The 18,999-nt window shown below is 63.5% G+C and carries 14 protein-coding genes; 6 read left to right on the top strand and 8 right to left on the bottom strand.

All coding sequences use genetic code 11. The features are described 5' to 3' along the window. Window positions 1-21 precede the first annotated feature (21 nt). The 6 genes from RO069_RS19095 to acnA all read right to left on the bottom strand — a co-directional run bounded on the left by RO069_RS19095 (window position 22) and on the right by acnA (window position 7,030). On the bottom strand, window positions 22-1,161 hold the full coding sequence (locus RO069_RS19095) for an HDOD domain-containing protein (protein ID WP_328189652.1): 1,140 nt from the start codon (window positions 1,159-1,161) through the stop codon (window positions 22-24). Window positions 1,162-1,171: 10 nt separating this feature from the next. Continuing rightward, window positions 1,172-2,383 (bottom strand): EAL and HDOD domain-containing protein, encoded by a 1,212-nt coding sequence (locus RO069_RS19090; protein WP_328189651.1) that lies wholly within the window; start codon window positions 2,381-2,383, stop codon window positions 1,172-1,174. 134 nt (window positions 2,384-2,517) lie between these two features. After that, window positions 2,518-3,426, bottom strand: a complete 909-nt coding sequence (locus RO069_RS19085) for a lysine exporter LysO family protein (protein ID WP_328189650.1) — start codon at window positions 3,424-3,426, stop codon at window positions 2,518-2,520. A 39-nt stretch (window positions 3,427-3,465) separates the two neighbouring features. Then, entirely contained in the window at window positions 3,466-3,837 is a 372-nt protein-coding gene (locus RO069_RS19080; protein WP_328189649.1) for a PA4575 family protein, read from the bottom strand. Window positions 3,838-3,844: 7 nt separating this feature from the next. Next, entirely contained in the window at window positions 3,845-4,165 is a 321-nt protein-coding gene (locus RO069_RS19075; RefSeq protein WP_328189648.1) for a DUF2288 domain-containing protein, read from the bottom strand. A 102-nt stretch (window positions 4,166-4,267) separates the two neighbouring features. Next, on the bottom strand, window positions 4,268-7,030 hold the full coding sequence (gene acnA, locus RO069_RS19070) for an aconitate hydratase AcnA (protein ID WP_328189647.1): 2,763 nt from the start codon (window positions 7,028-7,030) through the stop codon (window positions 4,268-4,270). Window positions 7,031-7,399: 369 nt separating this feature from the next. On the opposite strand from acnA, the gene RO069_RS19065 reads away from it, so the two are divergent. Continuing rightward, window positions 7,400-12,385 (top strand): diguanylate cyclase, encoded by a 4,986-nt coding sequence (locus RO069_RS19065; protein ID WP_328189646.1) that lies wholly within the window; start codon window positions 7,400-7,402, stop codon window positions 12,383-12,385. A gap of 251 nt (window positions 12,386-12,636) precedes the next feature. Here RO069_RS19065 and RO069_RS19060 read toward each other — a convergent pair whose 3' ends face one another. Continuing rightward, window positions 12,637-14,709 carry a TonB-dependent receptor family protein gene (locus tag RO069_RS19060; RefSeq protein WP_328189645.1) on the bottom strand — a complete coding sequence of 691 codons (2,073 nt, stop codon included), beginning with the start codon at window positions 14,707-14,709 and terminating at the stop codon, window positions 12,637-12,639. Between the two features lie 104 nt (window positions 14,710-14,813). Continuing rightward, window positions 14,814-15,650 (bottom strand): alpha/beta fold hydrolase, encoded by an 837-nt coding sequence (locus RO069_RS19055; RefSeq protein WP_328189644.1) that lies wholly within the window; start codon window positions 15,648-15,650, stop codon window positions 14,814-14,816. Between the two features lie 130 nt (window positions 15,651-15,780). On the opposite strand from RO069_RS19055, the gene RO069_RS19050 reads away from it, so the two are divergent. The 5 genes from RO069_RS19050 (at window position 15,781) to greB (ending at window position 18,939) form a co-directional block, all read left to right on the top strand. After that, window positions 15,781-16,911 (top strand): thiolase family protein, encoded by a 1,131-nt coding sequence (locus RO069_RS19050; RefSeq protein WP_328189643.1) that lies wholly within the window; start codon window positions 15,781-15,783, stop codon window positions 16,909-16,911. Window positions 16,912-17,033: 122 nt separating this feature from the next. Beyond that, window positions 17,034-17,606, top strand: coding sequence for a TetR/AcrR family transcriptional regulator (locus RO069_RS19045; RefSeq protein ID WP_328189642.1), 573 nt, complete (start codon window positions 17,034-17,036; stop codon window positions 17,604-17,606). Window positions 17,607-17,711: 105 nt separating this feature from the next. Continuing rightward, window positions 17,712-17,975 (top strand): acyl-CoA-binding protein, encoded by a 264-nt coding sequence (locus tag RO069_RS19040; protein WP_328189641.1) that lies wholly within the window; start codon window positions 17,712-17,714, stop codon window positions 17,973-17,975. Between the two features lie 160 nt (window positions 17,976-18,135). Further along, entirely contained in the window at window positions 18,136-18,444 is a 309-nt protein-coding gene (locus RO069_RS19035; RefSeq protein WP_328189640.1) for a site-specific integrase, read from the top strand. Between the two features lie 6 nt (window positions 18,445-18,450). Further along, window positions 18,451-18,939 (top strand): transcription elongation factor GreB, encoded by a 489-nt coding sequence (gene greB / locus RO069_RS19030; RefSeq protein ID WP_328189639.1) that lies wholly within the window; start codon window positions 18,451-18,453, stop codon window positions 18,937-18,939. Window positions 18,940-18,999 lie beyond the last annotated feature (60 nt).

Below are 18,999 nucleotides of genomic sequence, written 5' to 3'. Positions count from 1 at the left end.
ACATGAATCCCGTGCCCATGGTTACGCCGGAGCCCTGGCGCTCTCGGCGTCCATCCCCAGTCGTCCCAACAGACGCACACATTCCTCGCTGCGCTCCAGGCCGTTACAGAGCAGCCAGGTGGCCCTAATGACCACCTTGGAACGCTCGCTGGCGCCCCGGGGCAGCATGTAGCAGGCACCGATCAGGTTCCGCAGTGGCAGCGGCAGTCGCCAGGCGACCTTGAGCTGATTGCCCAGGGGCCCGCTCCACTGGCGCAGGGCCAGTTCGATCTCGTCATCGTCAAGGGCCCCGTCGGAGGCGATGAACTGCTGGGCCGTGCTGATCACCGCCAGCTCACCAATGCGGTGGAGCAGCCCGGCCGTGAAGCACGGGGACGGGTCCAGCCCCAGCTTGCGGGCCATGGTGCTGGCCAGTTCCGCCAGTTCAAGGGATTTTCGGCTTTGTTCCGTGGCCTGCTCCCGGAGGTAAGGATCCGATAGCTGGTGGGCGATATCCAGCGACTGGGCCAGGGCATGGTTGAGACTCATGCGCACCCCCAGCAGGGTGATCGCCTCCCGCAGGTTGCTGCAGGGCTCCCCGGTGCGGCGAAAGGCACTGCTGTTGGCCACATCCAGCAGGCGCACGGTCAATGCGGTCTCGGTTCGCCACTCCCGGGCCAGGTCGGCGGTCGACAGGGTATCCGCCTGCTCCACCAGGGCCATCACGCTGTTGGGGTCCAGGCCCGTGGGCAGGTAGACCTGGGTGTCCCTGGCCTTGCGGAGCATGGCCTCGAAACTGGCATGGGGACCATCAGGCAGCGTCCGGGGCAGCAGCGCCTGCAGGCGTTGCTGCATGGCGTTAGCGCTGAACGGCTTGGGCACGAACCCCTGGATACGGAACCGCGCCGCCGCCATCACCTTGTCCCGATCCGCCCGGGCAGACAGCATCAGCACCGGAACGTCACGGTCACGCTGGCGCACCGCACGCACCAGGTCCAGACCACGGCCATCCGGCAAGTCCCACTCACAGACCACCAGGTCCGGGCTTATCTGATCGAGACTGGCGCGGGCATCGGCAAGATTGCGGAACGTTTGAATGCGGGCGTGGGAGAACAGACCGGAAACAAGGGTTTCCATCAGTTCGGCCACGGGCACATCAGCATCGAGAATCAGCACATCCATACGGCTACCGTCATTCGCTCCTGTCCAACTGGCGGATAATCCGCTGCACGCGATTGGCCGCCTGACGATACAGTGTCAGCAGACGCGGGTCCCACGCCTCCAGATCCCGCTCCATGGCGACATCGTGTTCCATGATCACCGCCAGGCGCAACAGACGCCCAAGCCGGCCCTTGCGGTGAAGGACGGCCTTACGGACATCCTCTTCCAGTTCCAGGCGGTCGATAAACTCCCGCACCGGCACCCCCAGCATGATGTCGGTACCCGATATCAGCCCGGCCAGGAAGGCCTTGTCCGGGGCTGGCGCATTGGTCTTCATACGCCCCGCCAGGGCCTCACAGACATGGGCCCGCACCAGTACCACCCGGGCGTGCTCGGTGTTCACCACCTGCAGCGAACTGAGCAGGGCCGCCCAGTGCCGGAGGTTGGTAATACCCAGCCGGATCACCACCTCCCGGATGGACGAAATCTTGCCCTGCCCCCGATAGAGCGGGCTGTTGACGATGCGTATCAGGTTCAGGGACAGTTCCGGGTCCTGGGACAGGATCGCCGTGAGTTCACCCACTTCCGGATCAGGCCGGTAGAGGGTGGCCAGCAACTGGGTCAGCCTCAGCCCCGACGGTGACAGCTTCTGCCCGGAGATAATCCGGGGGTGGGCCATGTAGTAGCCCTGGAAGAGGTCAAACCCCATCTCCAGGAAACGATCCCGGGTAGCCTCATCCTCGACCCGTTCCGCCAGCCAGAAGACATCCAGGTGCTCAAGGCCAGCCTTGTGGTGGGCCACTTCCTCCGGCGTGAACTGGGTGACGTCCACCTTGATCACGGAAGCCATGGGCAACAGGGGGGCCCAGCTTGGCTGGAAGGCGAAGTCGTCAAGGGCAAAGCGAAACCCCTGGTCGTACCAGTGCTGTACGGCAGCCACCAGGTCCGGGGTGGGGTCGATACGCTCCACCAGTTCGATCATCACCCGTTCCGGATCCACCGGCAGCACCATTCCGGACAGCAGCAGGTCGCCGGACACATTGATGTAGGCCCGGGCATTGTAGTGGGCGGCATGATCCGTGATACCCGCGCAGAAGTTGAACAGCACCTCGCTGGTGGCGCGGTGCTCGCCCACGGTAAGGGCACTCTCCCCGGCATCGTTCCGGTAGAGCAGTTCGACAGCCTGCATCCGGCTGTCACGGTCATAGATCGGCTGGGCGGCCAGTAGCGTCTGCGAGGACATCAACGGTCGATTCCCTTCTCCTTGGGGGGGTACGGGCCGGGCTCTCCTGCCCCGGAACCCCCTCATCGCAACATCAGTGGTTATCCAATAATGCGGCACGGAACGATCAGAAAACAAGCGATCGCTCTCGCTCTCTACACCAGCGACAGGAACAGCCCCATCAGTACCGGTGAAATAAACGACAGGATAAAGCCGGAAGCAATGGCCACCGGCACACAGTCCAGCCCGCCACTGCTGCGGATCACCGGCAGGGTGAAGTCCATGGCCGTGGCCCCGCCGTAGCCAATGGCCAGGGCCGGGCGCCGGAGGATCACCAGCGGTATCAGGGCCAGGGCGATGATCTCCCGGAGCACATCGTTGAGGAAGGCCACACCACCCCAGGCCGGCCCCAGGGCATCGCCGATCACGATGCCGGAGAGGGAATACCAGCCAAAGCCGGACGTCAGCGCCAGCGACTGGAACACCGGCACCTGCAGCAACGGCGCCAACAGCAGACCCGCCAGCAATGAGCTGACCGCCAGCGAGAGGGCGATGCCCAGGCCCTGCCGGTTGAACAGCAGACGACGCAGGGACAGGCCGGCGTTACGCAGTTGCAGGCCGATCAGGAACAGCAGCAGCATCAGTGACCAGGTGGCCAGGTCCTCCACCCAGGGCAGCGCCGGCAGCAGGAACCAGCCGGCCAGTAGCCCCGCCAGCACCGAGGCCAGGGGCTTTGCCGCCGCCAGGAACAGGCGCCGGTAACTGGTGATGCCTTGCCCGTCTGCGTGGTCTACTGTCATCGGCTGCCAGCGATGCCATAACCACAGTGCCACCACATTGAGCAGCAGCAGGCCGGCCACCAGAATCCCCACCTGGACCGCCATGGCCGCCAGTTGCTGGCCCAGCCCGTCCATCTGGCCCAGTCCCACCCCCAGCAGGGCAAGGATGAAGTACACCAGTGCATCGACACCGTAATGGACCACGGTCATCAGCGGGCGGTAACGGATCGACAGGGCAAAGCCGAGAAACAGCGGCACCAGGATCAGCAGGGCATCGGCCAGCATCAGAACCTCAGAATGGGGGAATGGTCAGGGCGTAAAAGGTCAGAGGGTAGGTTCGAACTGGTCGGGATCAAACACGTACTTGCCCTGATTGGCCTGTGCCTTCTGGCGCAGGTCCCGTGCCAGCCGCTGGGCCCGTACCGTCCACTGGGCGGTTTCCTCACGGCAGGGTTCATAACCCCGCTCCAGCAGGTTGCCGGTCAGCGCCCGCAGGGCGGACCCCGCCCGCTCCTGGTCGTGGTAGGGGCCCCGGCAACGGGTGATATCCGGGTGCCCCTCCGGTTCGCCGGCCAGGGCCACCACCGACCAGATACCGCTGTCCACCTTCTTGATGTGCAGTTCCACACGACGTTCGCCCCGCCGGAGCACCAGCGTGTGCAGGGGATCGCGTCCGTGGAAGTAGTGGAGTTTCATGACAGGCTCAGTGCAGGTTCTGGTCGTTGCGGTCCTGGACCAGCACCCAGGGGGCCACCACCACGGCCCAGAGCTCCGCCTCCCGGTCGTACCAGGCACGGGCCAGGTCCGGGCTGACATCCCCGACCTGATCCTGGCTCATCCAGTGCTGGAACTGGGCTTTGTTGTCGGTGGTCAATTCCGCGGCCACATCCAGCAGATCCAGTTCCGGCGCCACGCGGACCACATGCCCCCGGGCGTAGTAGGTTTGCAGTTCGCGCCAGCCAATGCGGGAGGTTTCCAGGTTGAGTCTGGTCTTGATTTCATCGCGGGATTGGGGGGATGACATGCACGTCCTCGGGAACACGTTCAGCTTCAGCCAAGAGCGTCGCATGAAAGACCGCCGGCGGCAAGTGCACCGCCGGCGTTTCAGGGGTGAAGGCAGACCGTTTTATGAGGCCTGTTTGATCATCTCCCGCACCACGTAGTGCAGGATGCCGCCGTGGCGGAAGTACACCGCCTCGTTGGCGGTATCGATGCGTGACTTGAGGTCACAGCTTTCGGTACTGCCGTCCGGGTAGGTGACCTTCATCGTCAGGGTCTGGCCCGGCTCGATATCGCCGGACAGGCCCTCGATGCTGATGGTTTCCTCCCCGGTCAGCTTCAGGCTCTTGCGGTCCACACCCTCCGGGAACTGCAGGGGCATCACGCCCATGCCGATCAGGTTGGAGCGGTGGATGCGCTCGTAGGACTCGGCCACCACGGCCTTTACCCCCAGCAGCCGGGTGCCCTTGGCCGCCCAGTCACGGCTGGAGCCGGTGCCGTATTCCTTGCCGGCGATGACCACCAGCGGGGTACCTTCCTGCTGGTATTGCATGGCCGCGTCGTAGATGGCCATCTGCTCACCGGAAGGTACATGCTTCGTGTAGCCGCCCTCGACTCCGTCCAGCATCTCATTACGGATACGGACGTTGGCGAAAGTGCCCCGCATCATCACCTCGTGGTTACCCCGGCGGGACCCATAGGAGTTGAAGTCATGGGGTTCCACGCCATGCTCCTGCAGGTACTTACCGGCAGGGGTGTCCGCCTTGAAGGAGCCGGCCGGGGAGATATGGTCGGTGGTCACCGAGTCCCCCAGCAGCGCCAGGATGCGGGCGTCGCGGATATCCTCGATGTCATCCGGCTCCGGCCCCAGCCCCTCGAAGAAGGGCGGATGCTGGATGTAGGTGGACTTGTCGGACCACTCGTACACCTTGCTTTCCGGCACCTTGATGGACTGCCAGATTTCATCACCGTCGAAGACCTCGGCGTATTCCTTGCGGAACATGTCGGTCTTGACCTTCTCCACCGCCTCGGCGATTTCCGCCTGACTGGGCCAGAGATCCTTCAGGTAGACCGGTTGGCCCTCCTTGTCCGTACCCAACGGATCCCTGGTCAGGTCCACCCGCACGTTACCGGCCAGGGCATAGGCCACCACCAGGGGCGGCGAGGCCAGCCAGTTGGTCTTCACCTGCGGATGCACCCGGCCCTCGAAGTTGCGGTTGCCGGAGAGCACCGAGGCCACGGTCAGGTCACCGTCATTAATGGCTTTTTCCACCGGCTCCGGCAGCGGGCCGGAGTTGCCGATGCAGGTGGTGCAGCCGTAACCCACCAGGTTGAAGCCGAGTTTGTCGAGGTCTTCCTGGAAGCCCCCCACCCGCAGGTAGTCGGTGACCACCTTGGACCCGGGGGCCAGGGAGGTCTTGACCCAGGGCTTGGTGTCCAGCCCCCGCTCGACGGCTTTCCTGGCAATCAGCCCGGCGGCCATCATCACACTGGGGTTGGAGGTGTTGGTGCAGGAGGTGATGGCGGCGATCACCACCGCGCCCGGGTCCAGACGGGTCACCTGGCCGTCCAGGGTCAGTTCCTGGCTGGCATGGTGTTCGTAGCTGTCCTCCACGCCGACGGCGGTCTGGCCACCCTCGGACTCCCATTTTTCCTCCCGCAGGCCGTTGGGACCTTCGGCGGTTTCCATCAGCAGTTCGAAGGACGCCTTCATGTTCCTCAGGGCCACCCGGTCCTGGGGCCGTTTGGGGCCGGCCAGGCTGGCTTCCACCTCGCCCATGTCCAGTTCCAGGGTGTCGCTGTACAGCGGCTCGTGGCCGGGTTCCCGCCACAGCCCCTGGGCCTTGGCATAGGCCTCGACCAGTGCAAGTTGATGGTCGTCACGACCGGTGAGTTTCATGTAGGCGAGGGTCTGCTCGTCCACCGGGAAGAAGCCACAAGTGGCGCCGTATTCCGGTGACATGTTGGCGATGGTGGCCCGGTCGGCCACGGGCATGTCCTTGAGGCCGTCGCCATAGAATTCCACGAACTTGCCGACCACGCCCTTCTTGCGCAGCATTTCGGTGACGGTCAGCACCAGGTCGGTGGCGGTGATGCCTTCCCGCAGCTTGCCGGTGATCTTGAAGCCGATCACCTCGGGAATCAGCATGGACACCGGCTGGCCCAGCATGGCGGCTTCCGCCTCGATACCGCCCACGCCCCAGCCAAGGATACCCAGGCCATTGATCATGGTGGTGTGGGAGTCGGTACCCACCAGGGTGTCCGGGTAGGCGAAGGTCTTGCCCCCTTGCTCCTTGTGCCACACGGTCTTGCCCAGGTACTCCAGGTTTACCTGGTGGCAGATGCCGGTACCGGGCGGTACCACCCGGAAGTTGTCGAAGGCCTGCTGGCCCCAGCGCAGGAATTCGTAGCGCTCCTGGTTGCGCTCCATCTCAATGGTGACGTTGTCCTTGAACGCGGACGCATCGCCGAAATTGTCCACCATGACGGAATGGTCGATGACCAGATCCACCGGCGACAGGGGGTTGATCAGGGCCGGGTCCTTGCCCGCCTTCCTGACCGCCTCACGCATGGCTGCCAGATCCACGACCCCGGGCACACCGGTGAAGTCCTGCATCAGCACCCGGGCCGGCCGGAACTGGATTTCGGTGTCGGAGCGGCGGTCCTTCAGCCATTGGGCCATGGCCTCCAGGTGCGTTTTCTCCACCGTCACTCCGTCTTCAAAACGCAGCAGGTTCTCGGTCAGCACCTTGAGGGAGAACGGCATCCTGTTGAGGTCACCCAGGGCTTCCCCTGCCTTGGGCAGGCTGTAGTAGTGGTAGGTCTTGCCGTCGACCTCCAGGGAAGAGAGGGTGTTGAAACTGTCGTCGCTGGTACTGTCGTTCGACATGTGTTGCCTCCTTTTCAGGATCGTCAAATGCGTGAAGGCTGGTGCCCGATAACAGGGTGCCCGCTATCGGCGGAATTGACTATGCTTTACGGGAGTGTGCCCGGAAAGTTCTGTCTGCAAAAATCTCTATTAACTATCGCACCAATTGCCGGGACTTCAACCCCATGACCTGATATACCATTTATGTGCTGCAGTAGACACTTTGGCAACTAACATTACGTTACCTTTATTTACATGTTTGGGTCCCAACAAAAGCCACAATAATTACAGGGAGCCTTTGAAAAATTTCGGATTTCCTCCGCCAACGGGCCTGGTGGCATCCGGAACTTTCGTCGGAGACTCCCCTAACCCAACAGGAGCGTCCCCCACATGGCGGCCACCCCAAACGCCACCATACAATCGGTCGAAGCCCCCACCGGTTACCGGCTGACCGAGAAAATCGCCGAAGGCGGCGCCACCCAGATTTTCCGGGCAATCCGGGTATCGGACCAGCAAACGGTGGTCATCAAGACCCTGCGGCCCGACGACGCCACCCGCGAAGACATCGCCATGCTCCAGCATGAGGCCGATATCCTGTCCGGCCTCGACGGCGACAACATCATCCGGCTTGTGGAACAGACACGGGTCCGTGACCTGCCGGCCCTGGTCCTGGAGGACACCGGCGGCCAGTCCCTGGATCGCCTGATTCCCCACCGGCGCATTCCCCTGAAGACCTGCGTCGGCATCGGCCTCGCCGTGACCACCGCCCTGAAGGATGTCCATCGGGGGGGCGTTATCCACAAGGACATCAACCCGGCCAACATCATTGTCAACGCGAAGACCAACACCGTGCGGCTGGTGGATTTCGGCATTGCCTCCCGATACGGCACGGAGAAGACCACCATCAAGGCCCCCACCTCGGTACCGGGCACGCCGGGTTACATGTCCCCGGAACAGACCGGCCGCATGAACCGGTCGGTGGATTACCGCTCCGACTTTTATTCCCTGGGCGCCACCCTTTACGAACTGGTCACCGGTCGCCCGCTGTTCACCGCAGAGGAGCCGATCGAATGGTTCCACTGCCACATCGCCCGCACCCCCGTCGCCCCCACCGACGTTAACAGCAGTATTCCGCGGGTACTGTCCGACCTGATCATGAAACTGCTGTCCAAGACCGCGGAACAGCGCTATCAAAGTGCCTCCGGCCTGCTCCACGACCTGCGGGAATGCTACCGCCAGCTCAATGCCCAGGCCGCGATCGAGGATTTTCCGCTGGCATCCCGGGATGTGCCGGACCACTTCCGGATTCCCCAGAAGCTCTATGGCCGCGAAAAGGAAGTGGGCCAGTTACTGCAGGCGTTCGAGGCCGCCTATGACCAGGTTTCCCTGGCCCTGGTGGCCGGGCGCTCGGGCATCGGCAAGAGCAGCCTGATCAACGAACTCCATAAGCCGGTGACGGCCCGCCGGGGCTACTTCATCGTGGGCAAGTTCGACCTGGTCCACCGGGATGTCCCCTACAGCGGTCTGGTCGTCGCCCTGCGGGACCTGGTCCAGCAGATCCTCACCGAAAGCAATGACCGCCTGGCGGACTGGAAACGCAAACTGGAAGAGGCCCTGGGGCCCAACGGCGCCCTGATGACCGAGCTGTTGCCGGAGCTGAAGCTGATCATGGGCCCGCAACCGAAGGTGGTACCGGTGGGCGCCGCGGAATCCGAACAGCGGTTCCGCCTGACCCTGTTCAACTTCATCCGGGTATTCAGCCATGCCGACCACCCCCTGGTGCTGGTACTGGATGACCTGCAGTGGGCCGATAGCAGTACCCTGCGGCTGGCGGACCTGCTGGTGGACCAGGTGGAGGGCGACCGGCTGATGGTGGTGGGCGCCTACCGGGACAACGAGATCACGCCGGATCATCCACTGATCCAGACCCTGCAGCAGATGCAGGGCACCGATGTCTTCCTGACCCATATCGACCTGACTCCACTGGAAGTGCCGGACATCTGCCGGCTGCTGGCGGATACCCTGATGACCAGCAACTCCGAGGTGGAACCGCTGGCTCGGGTGATCCGCCAGAAGACCGAGGGTAACCCCTTCTTCGTGGAGGAGTTTCTGAAGGACCAGCACGCCCGTGGCCATATTACGGCCAACCCGGATACCGGCAAGTGGGTCTGGGATATCGCGCAGCTCACCCAGCAGCAGATGACGGACAATGTCGCGGCACTGATGACCCGCAAGCTGGACCGCCTGCCCGAAACCAGCCTGCGCCTGTTGCGACTGGCCTCCTGTGCCGGCAACCGTTTCTCCCTGGCCATGCTGTCGCTGATTGCCGGGATGTCCCCGGCCAAGGTGGCCGAGGCCCTCCATGTTCCCATCGAGGAAGGGCTGATCACCCCCATCAACGACGCCTACCAGCTCACCGAACTGGAACAGGACACCGACCCGGGCAGGCTCACCGTGCGTTTTGCCTTCAACCATGATCGCATCCAGGAGACCGCCTACAACCTGGTGGACCAGGACACCCGGCTGGCGGCCCACCTGGAGATCGGCCGGCAACTGCTGCATAACCTGAACGCGGTGGAGCGCAAGGAAGGCCTGTTTGCCATTGTCACCCACCTGAATCTGGCGGTGAGCCTGATCACCGACGACCAGGAAAAGCGCGAGCTGTGCCGGCTCAACCTGGAAGCCGGCCACAGGGCCCGTCAGGCGGCGTCCTATCCCATTGCCTACGGGCACTTCCAGCGAGCTATCCTGCTTCTTGGCAAGACCCCCTGGGACAATGACTATGCCCTGGCCCTGAGCGCTTTCTCCGCCGCCGCCGAGGCCGCCGCCTACGTGGGTGACCACAAGGCCCTGCGCTCCTTCCTTGACGCCGGCCTGGCCAATGCCCGGGACCTGCTCAGCCGGGTCACCTTCCATGAAATCGAGATCGGCCACCTGATTACCCTGGGAGAGCTGGAACAGGCCATCGACGTGGCCCTGCCCCTGCTGAAGGAGCTCGGGCACCCCTATCCGCGGCACCCACGCAAGTGGTACGTCACCCTGCGTTTCCTCAGGCTCCGCAGCCGCCTGACGTCCATGAACCTGGAGGCCATCAAGGAACTGCCGGACATGACCGCCCCGGAGCACCGGGCGGCCATGCGCATCGGCGCCAGTATTGGCAGCGCCAGCATGTTCGCCGAACCCATGCTGTTGCCGCTGCTGTGCATCAACGGTGCCGAGATTGCCCTCCACCATGGCCACACACCGGAGACCACCACCACCTTTTCCATCCTGGGGATGATGTTCGCCCAGTCGATGAACGACCCGGACACCGCCGTGGCCCTGGGGCGGCTGAGCCTGGAGTTGAGTGAACGCTTCAACAGCCGCCGGGGGCGAGCGCAACACCTGTACGGCTCGCTGATCCAGCACTGGAAGGAGCCGGTCCAGAACACCTACGACAGCCTTCGCCTCGGGGCCCGTTACTGCATGGAGAACGGTGACTTCGAGTACGCCGTGCATGCCTCCAACATACTGGAGGACAACATGTTTAGTGGCGGTGAGGAACTGTCCAGGCTCGAGAACCTGTGTCGGCTACATCTGAGTGAGTTCCGGGCCCTGCACATGGGTGCCATGCTCTACCATCAGGAAGCCCGGCTACAGATGATCTGCAACCTGCGGGGGCTAGGCAAACACCCTTCCCGACTGGTGGGAGAGCACTACAACATCGAGGAATTGCTGCCAAGGCATCGAGCGGCGAAGGACCTTCCCCTGGTGGATCATGTGGTCTCCAAGGCGGTGTTCCTGAACTACCTGTTCAATATGGACAGCACTCCCCACGGGATGTCGGGTACCGGCAGGTACGAGTTGTCGCCAGGGTCCGGTGCCGACGGTTTTTTCGGTGGCCGGCGAACCCAGTTTCTCGATACCCTGGTATCACTGCGGGCCGCCGGTAATGCCGGGAACCGTCGCGACCGCCGGCAGGCACTCAAGCGCGGCCAGCGGGGCCTGAAGCGCCTGAAAGTGCGCCTCAAGACCGACCATTTCAATGTTCCCAACAAGTACCATTTGTGCCAGGCCGAACTGCTCCGGGTCCAGGGCCGGGAGTTCGAGGCCCACGAGGCCTTCGACCGTGCCATCGAGCTGGCCAGTGAGAACCGCTTTTTAAGTGAGCAGGCCATGGCCTGTGAACTCTGCGGCCTGATGCACATGCGTTCCGGGCGCAATACCATTGCCATGCCCTACCTGATGAAAGCGCGGGACCTGTACCGGCGCTGGGGCGCAAACGCCAAGGTTGACCAGCTTGAACACCAGTACCCGGACCTGTCCCGGGAACCCCAGTCCACCACCTTTAGCGGCACCCGTGCCATGGCCATGGGGGAGGTGGACATGACCTCGCTGATGAAGGCACTGAGGGCCATTGCCGATGAACAGATCCACAGCCGGATGGTGGAGGCCATTATCAATATTGCCATCGAGTTTGCCGGCGCCCAGCGGGGTATCCTGGCCCTGCGGGATGGTGACGGCAAGCTGCGCATCGAGGCGGAGGCCTCGGTGGATGATGATGAAACGGTGATCCTGCAATCCTCGCCCCTGGACCAGTGCGAGTCGGTGTCCCGGACCACGGTGAACTATGTCAGCCGTACCCGGGAGAGTGTGGTGGTGGCCGACGCCCTGGCGGTGAACAGCCCGGTGCCGGGGCTGGATCGCGAGGAGTACATCCTGCGGGAGCGCATCCGTTCGATCCTGTGTCTGCCCATCGCTATCGGCAAGGGCAAGGAGCGGACGCTGACCGGGTTGTTGTACCTGGAGAACAACCACATCAGTAACTGTTTCACCGAGGCTCGGATCGGCGCGCTGGAGATCATCGCGGTGGCCGCCGCCGGGCGTCTGGAGCTGTCCCGCAAGGCGGCGGTGGATGGGTTGACCAATCTGTTCAACCACGACTATTTCCAGAATATGCTGCGCCAGGAGTTGGCGGGGGTGTTGCGCTATGGTCGGGAGATGTCGCTGTTGCTGATTGATGTGGACCATTTCAAGCAGTTCAACGATACCTGGGGGCACCAGGTTGGCGATCAGGTGCTGCGGGAGGTGGCGGACCTGATCAGGGATAGCTCCCGGGAGAATGATACGGCCGCCCGATATGGTGGCGAGGAGATGGTGGTGATTCTGCCCGGTGCCGGTCAGGATGAGGCATCGGAGGTGGCTGAGCGTATCCGCCGGGCGATCGAGCGCCATGAGGTGCGGGTGGACGATGAGGTGCTGAGTGTGACGGTGAGTCTGGGGCTGGCCACGGCCAATCCGAAGGACTGCGACCCGGAGCGGTTGATCAAGCGTGCGGATACGGCTTTGTACAAGTCCAAGGCCAGTGGGCGGAATCAGCTTACTGTGGCGGACTGAATAGGCTAGGGCTGGTTTGGGAGGCGGGAAAGCATTCCTCGCAGCAATTCAGAGGCCATCCCTGTGTTACGTGCCTTGTGGGGCTGGCTTATGGGGCGAGGGGTGTTTTCTTCGCCGCAATTCAGGGGCCTTCCCTGGCACCCGCCTTGCTCCGGGCCATCCATGGCCCTGCTACGAAAACACCCCTCACCCCATAAGCCGTCAAACGTTGGTGCCGGATTCCGTTGGAACCAGATAGGCTTTTTTCTTGATCAAAAGCCCACTTTTACACCTGCGTAGAACGTTCTTCCCGGCGCCGGTTCGTAGTATCGGTCGAAGCTGGCGTTGATGCGCACGTTTTCGTAGTAGTCCTCGTCAAACAGGTTGCGGATGCCCCCGTAGAGTTCGATGGTGGTGTCACGCCCTACCCGCCAGCTGTCACCGCCTTTCAGGTCGAACCGCCAGTGGCTGTCCACTTCCTCGGTGTTGGCGTCGTCGGCGTAGAAATCGCCGACATAGTGAGCGCCCGCTTCGGCGAAGCGACCGCCCAGCCCCTGCCAGGAGAGATAGCCGTGCCAGAGGGTTTCCGGCAGGCCCGGCAGGTCGTTGCCGCTGAGGTCGTCACCGCCGTCGGTGGTGTAGCGGTCGAAGCGATAGCGGGCCAGGGTCAGGCTGCTGCGGGCTTCCCAGGCGTCCAGGAAGGGGTAGCGGACCGCCGCCTCCAGGCCGTCCCGGGAGGTGCGGCCAGCGTTGCGGTAGAAGGTGCGGCCGCCGGGGCTTTCGAAGGGGATGAGTTCGTCGTCGACGTTGACGGAGAACAGGGCCAGGTCGTATTCCAGCCCCATGTCGAACAGGCCCCGGGCGCCCAGTTCGACGTTCCAGGCCTGCTGGGGGTCGATGTCGGGATTGAAGCCGCCGCTGCCGTCGGGGCGGGCGAATTCGGTGAAGGTGGGGGTTTCGAAGGCGTTGCCGACAGTGGCGTACCACTGGTGGGCCGGCTGGTAGCGGTAGCTCAGGCCCAGGCTGCCGGACCATTCCCGGAAGGTGCGGTCGCCGCTGTCGTCACTGCCGTCGGCGAGAAAGTCGTCGTCGATTTCCATGCTTACCCGGTCATGACGGACCCCGGCGCTGAGTGCAAGCTTTTCCGTCAGTGACCACTCACCCTGGGCGAAGACCCCGGTGCTCTGGGCCTGCTGGAACTCATCGCCGGTGGTGCCAGTGATTTCTCCGGTAGCGCTGACACCGCGGCGGCCCCGGTCGTCCTCCTGCCAGCCCAGATCGGTGCCCACCACCCAGGTAAACGGTCGCCCGGCCAATTGGTTGTCGCGGCTGTATTGCACGCTGCCACCGTAGTAGTCCCGCTGGTAGTTGATCAGGCTCGAACCGGGGAACGGCAGTTGCTGCTCGAAGTCGCGCCAAGTGTAGAACACCCGGGCATCCAGGGTGCCGCCTGCCAGGCCCTGATCCTGATAGTGGGTGCCCACCAACTGCTGATCGACGGTCTGGCCGGCGTCGAGGATGTCGGAGAAGCGCCAGGCCTGGCGTGGGTCTTCATCGGCGGCTTCCCGGGTCAGGCCGCCAGGGTCTTCGGCCTTGGGGGTGTCCAGCAGGTTGAGCAGTACGGTGATGGAGCGCTGGCTATCCAGTTGGTAGCCCAGTTTGCCATTGAACAGGTACTTCTCCACCTCGCTCTGGTCCCGGTAGCCGTCGGATGTCAGTGCCGATGCACTGGCGGAATAGAACCAGTCGCCCTGCTCGCCGCCGACCCGCACCCCCGCCTGCCACAGGCCGTAGCTGCCTCCCTGCAGGTCGATCACCGGAGACTGCCGCATGCGGCGGCCATCGGCGGTGGTGATATCGATAACACCGCCGGCGGCGTTGCCATAGAGAACCGAGGACGGCCCCCGGATGACTTCGATCTGGGTGGCACTGGCCAGGTCCACGGCGTCGATCTGGGCCTGGCCGTCCGGCAGGGTATAGGGGATGCCATCCACGCGGATGTGGAGCCCACGGATACCGAACGGTGCCCGGGCCCCGAAGCCCCGGCTGGAGATACGTTGGCCCTGGGCGTAGTTCTCCCGGTTCTGCAGGAACAGCCCGGGCACGGCTTCCAGGGATTCATCCAGGTGGACCCTCTGCTCGCCCTGCTGGATGTCCCGCTGGTTAACCACCGTCACCGCCGCCGGGGTGTCGTAGATATCCCTCGATAGCCGGGGAGCGGTAACGGTAATGTCCGGTACGCTGTCAACCGATGTCGTTGTGCCTTCCTGCGCGACCACGCCATTGCCCCATCCCAGCAACAGCGCCACGACCGGAAGCGTTCCCTGCCTGTGAACAACCCGCATGCCTGCTCCTGTGTCTGTATTTTTCTTATCGATGTCTGACAGAACGTTACAAGAATAGCAGGTCAGGTCAATGTCGCCGCCTTCCCTGGCGACCGGCGCCCGGGTCAGGCCAGGAAATGGTTTACGTCCCGAGCGAAACGCTCGTGGTGCTGGAACAGAAACCCGTGACCCGATGCGGGGTATACCGTGCAAAGGCCATCAGGCAACGCCTCAACCGCTGCGTAGGAGGCATAGGCATGAACCATAATGTCGTGGACACCGTTGGCCATGAACACTGGCTGGTGAATCTGCCCCAGCCGGGATCTCAGTTCGGTGCCGCCAGCCAGGGTCTGCAGGGCCTGGAACTGGGCCCGCACGGTGACCTCCTCCACCGGGGGCAGGGGGGCTTCCTGTCGATGCCCCAGGCGTGCCAAGTGTGCCCGGCCCGCATGCCTGCCGGCCTCGGTCTCCGGGAAAAACAGGTAGAGAAAGTCCTCGTCGGTATTCACCGGTTTGCCGGCTACCTCCCAGACCTTCGACGGGGCTGGCCGGGTGCCCTCAATACCACCCGGGGTCGAACCGGCCACGATAATCCGGCGCACCAGGTCCGAATGCTCCAAGGCCAGCGCCAGCGCGACCATGCCGCCCATGGACCAACCCAGTACGTCCACCTGTTCCGCCCGAGTATGGATGAAGCGGCCGGCGATAACCGCCATTTCCGCAATACTGGCCGGTGTGCGCCCGGTGGATCCCCCGACGCCAGCGTTGTCGAAAAGGATAAGCTGGCGCTGCTCGGCAAGTGCGTCCAGTAGCACCGGATCCCACTCATCCATAGTGGCCCGGAACCGGTGGCACAGTACCAGTGGCGGTTTGTCGCTGGCACGGCCGAATGTCCGGAATGCAATACGGGCACCGTCGATATCCACCCATTGGGTCGGGGCAGTGTTCGCTGAATACTCCATGGTTGTCTCCTGTTTTCAGTGTGAGGTCACCAGATCAATGGCAACTGGCCGCACCAATATTATGGACATCATATTATAAACGCAATATGATGAGTGTAATTCAAATCAAAAACACGTAAGGAGAACGACCATGACCAATATCGTGATTGCCGGCTATGCCCGCTCCCCCTTCCATTTCGCCCGCAAGGGCGGGCTGGTCAACCTGCGCCCGGATGACATGGCGGCCCAGGTGATGCGGGGGCTGGTCAACCGGCTGGACCTGGACCCGTCGCTGCTGGAAGACGTAATCATGGGCTGTGCCTACCCGGAGGGTGAGCAGGGCAACAACCTGGCCCGGATCGCCAGCTTCCTGGCCGGTTTCCCGGAAACCCCGGGGGCCGCCACCATCAACCGGTTTTGCGGGTCGTCCATGGCCGGCATCCATTACGCTGCCGGCCAGTTGATGCTGGGGGCCGGCGAGGCCTTCCTGTGTGCCGGTGTCGAATCCATGACCCGGGTGCCCATGGGCGGCTTCAGCAACAGCCCCAACCCGGAACTGCTGGAACACTATCCCCAGGCCTACATGCCCATGGGCCACACCGCCGAGGAGGTGGCCAGGCGCTATGGGGTCAGCCGTCTTGAGCAGGAGGAGATGGCCGTGGCGTCCCATGCCGGGGCCGCTGCCGCCAGGGAGGATGGGCGTCTGGCGGATGAGATTGTCGCCATGACCACGCCGGATGGCGAGGTTCGGGAGGATGGCTGTATCCGACCGGGCACCAACCTGGAGACCCTGGCCGGCCTGCCCCCCGCCTTCGACGGCTCGGTGACGGCGGCCACCTCGTCGCCCCTGACCGATGGCAGCTCGGCGGTACTGGTCTGTACCGATGCTTTTGCGGATCAGCATAACCTGCCGATCCTGGCCCGGATCCGGTCGGTGGCGGTGGCCGGTTGTCCGCCGGAAATCATGGGCATGGGGCCGGTGTACGCCACCCGCAAGGTGCTGGAACGCGGTGGGCTGACCATCGATGACATCGACCTGATGGAAATCAACGAGGCATTCGCCAGCCAGGCCATTGCCTGTCTGCGGGAACTGGGCATGCCCCGCGAACGGGTGAACCTGGATGGCGGCGCCCTGGCCATCGGACACCCACTCGGTGCCACCGGTGCCCGTATCACCGGCAAGGCCGCTTCCCTGCTGCAACGCACCGGCGGGCGCTACGCCATTGCCACCCAGTGCGTGGGCGGCGGTCAGGGCGTAGCCACGCTGCTGGAACGGGGCTAGCAGGCAATGCCCACATTGCACATTGGGGACTGCTCCCCATAGGCCCATGGTGTAACATAGCAAGCAAATAAAGCCGCAGGCTCGCGCAGTACTGCGGCGTCGATACTCCAGGAGGCACCCCGATGCGTTATTCTCCCGACCAGAAGGAGAAGACCCACCAGCGAATCCTTGACGAAGCCGCCCGGCAGTTCCGGGAGAAGGGCGTCAGCAACACTGGTCTGCAACCGCTGATGAAGGCCCTGGGGCTGACCCATGGCGGCTTCTATGCCCATTTCCGGTCCAAGGACGACCTGGTGGAGTCTGCCCTGCAGGAGGCCGCCCGGCAGATGGACGAGGAAACCGCCCGGTTGCACGATACCGAGACGCCCCTGGCAACCCTGATACTGCAGTACCTCTCCCGCCGGCACCGTGACACTCCAGGCCAGGGTTGCGCATTGCCTACGGTATCGGCGGAACTGGGCCAGCTCGGCAAGCCCAGCCAGACCACGGACCGGATCGTAAAGGACCGTCTGGCGCTGATCGACGGCGAACTGGGCCACGACGAGACCAGCGACCGCAGCATCATGATCCTCTCCGCCATGGTTGGCGGGCTGCAACTGGCCCGCAGCGTCAACGATCCCGAACTGTCCGACCGGATCCTGCAAGCCACGCGCGCTCAACTGCTGGCCCTGATCGGAGCGGATACCGGCGCCTGATCAGCCGTCGCGGCTGCGGCATAGTGACCAGCCGGTATGGCCGGGCCCGGACCGCAGGGGCTATACTCAGGTTTACGGATGTCACCAGCCACCAAGGGAACGGCCATGAGCGATCTCGAAACCCGCTTCAACGACGCAGTTGACTACATCCAGAACGGTCGCGGGGACACCAGCCCCTCCAATGACCTGAAGCTGGAGTTCTACGCCCTCTACAAGCAGGCCACGGAAGGGGACGTCGGCGGCAAGCGCCCCGGCATGATGGATTTTGTCGGTCGCGCGAAATTCGACGCCCGGGAAAAGGTCAAGGGCATGTCCAGGGACGAGGCCATGCAACGTTACATCGACCGGCTGGATGAGTTTCGCGGTTGAACCGTGTCACGTTTCCACTCGTCATTACCCGGGAAACCTGGAAGTGCCTGAACGGGTTTTTGCGGTATTAAAACGATTGTCATATGATGCCGCCATCATAACAACAAACGGGCCCGCACCCCCGGTGTAAGGCCCATGCATCGCCATCAGGAAAACTTCCATGCATCTGACCGAAGCGCTTGAACAAAGCGAACCCGGCCTGTTCAAACGAGTGCGGAACGCCATCCGGAACCGGCAACTGAACCAGAGGACCGAGCAGACGTACCTTCACTGGATTTCCCGGTTCGTCCTGTACCACCAACCGAAAACCCCGGAGACGCTGGAAAGTGCTGATCAACAACTCTTCCTCCTGTACCTCCAGGACCGCATACAGGTGTCCCGCGCCCGCCTTAACCAGGCCAGGCAGGCACTTGCCTTCTTCTACACCGACGTCCTCCAGAAGCACGACCCGTTGGCCGAATCCGCCTGAGTGCCCATGCGCGCCAAACTGATCACCCGCGCCGGTTTCGAGGCACTCAAGGCGGAAATGGACCACCTGTGGCGCGTGGAACGCCCGGAAGTCACCCGCAAGGTGACCTGGGCGGCCAGCCTGGGGGACCGGTCCGAGAACGCCGACTACCAGTACAACAAGAAACGGTTGCGGGAGATCGACCGCCGTTTCCGTTACCTGGAGCGGCGCTCCCGGGAACTGCAGGTGGTGGACCCTGCCCCCGAGCAGGAAGGGCGGGTGTTCTTCGGCGCCTGGGTGGAAGTGGAAAACGAGGACGGGGAGACCCGGCGTTTCCGGATCGTCGGCTACGACGAGCTGGACCTGGACCGGCGTTACATCTCCATCGACTCGCCCATGGCCCGGGCGCTGCTGAAAAAGCAGGTGGACGACGAGGCCGTGGTCAGGACACCCGAGGGCCCCGTCACCTGGTACGTCACCGATATCCGGTACGAGACACCGCCGGCCAATCCGTAATCGCCCAATCGGGATAGGGGGGAGCCATAAGGCACCGCCCCTCCCACACCACCCGGCAAG

Source organism: Marinobacter sp. OP 3.4 (genome assembly GCF_036224885.1).
Lineage (GTDB): Bacteria > Pseudomonadota > Gammaproteobacteria > Pseudomonadales > Oleiphilaceae > Marinobacter.
This window is presented reverse-complemented; position numbering and strand designations above follow the sequence as displayed.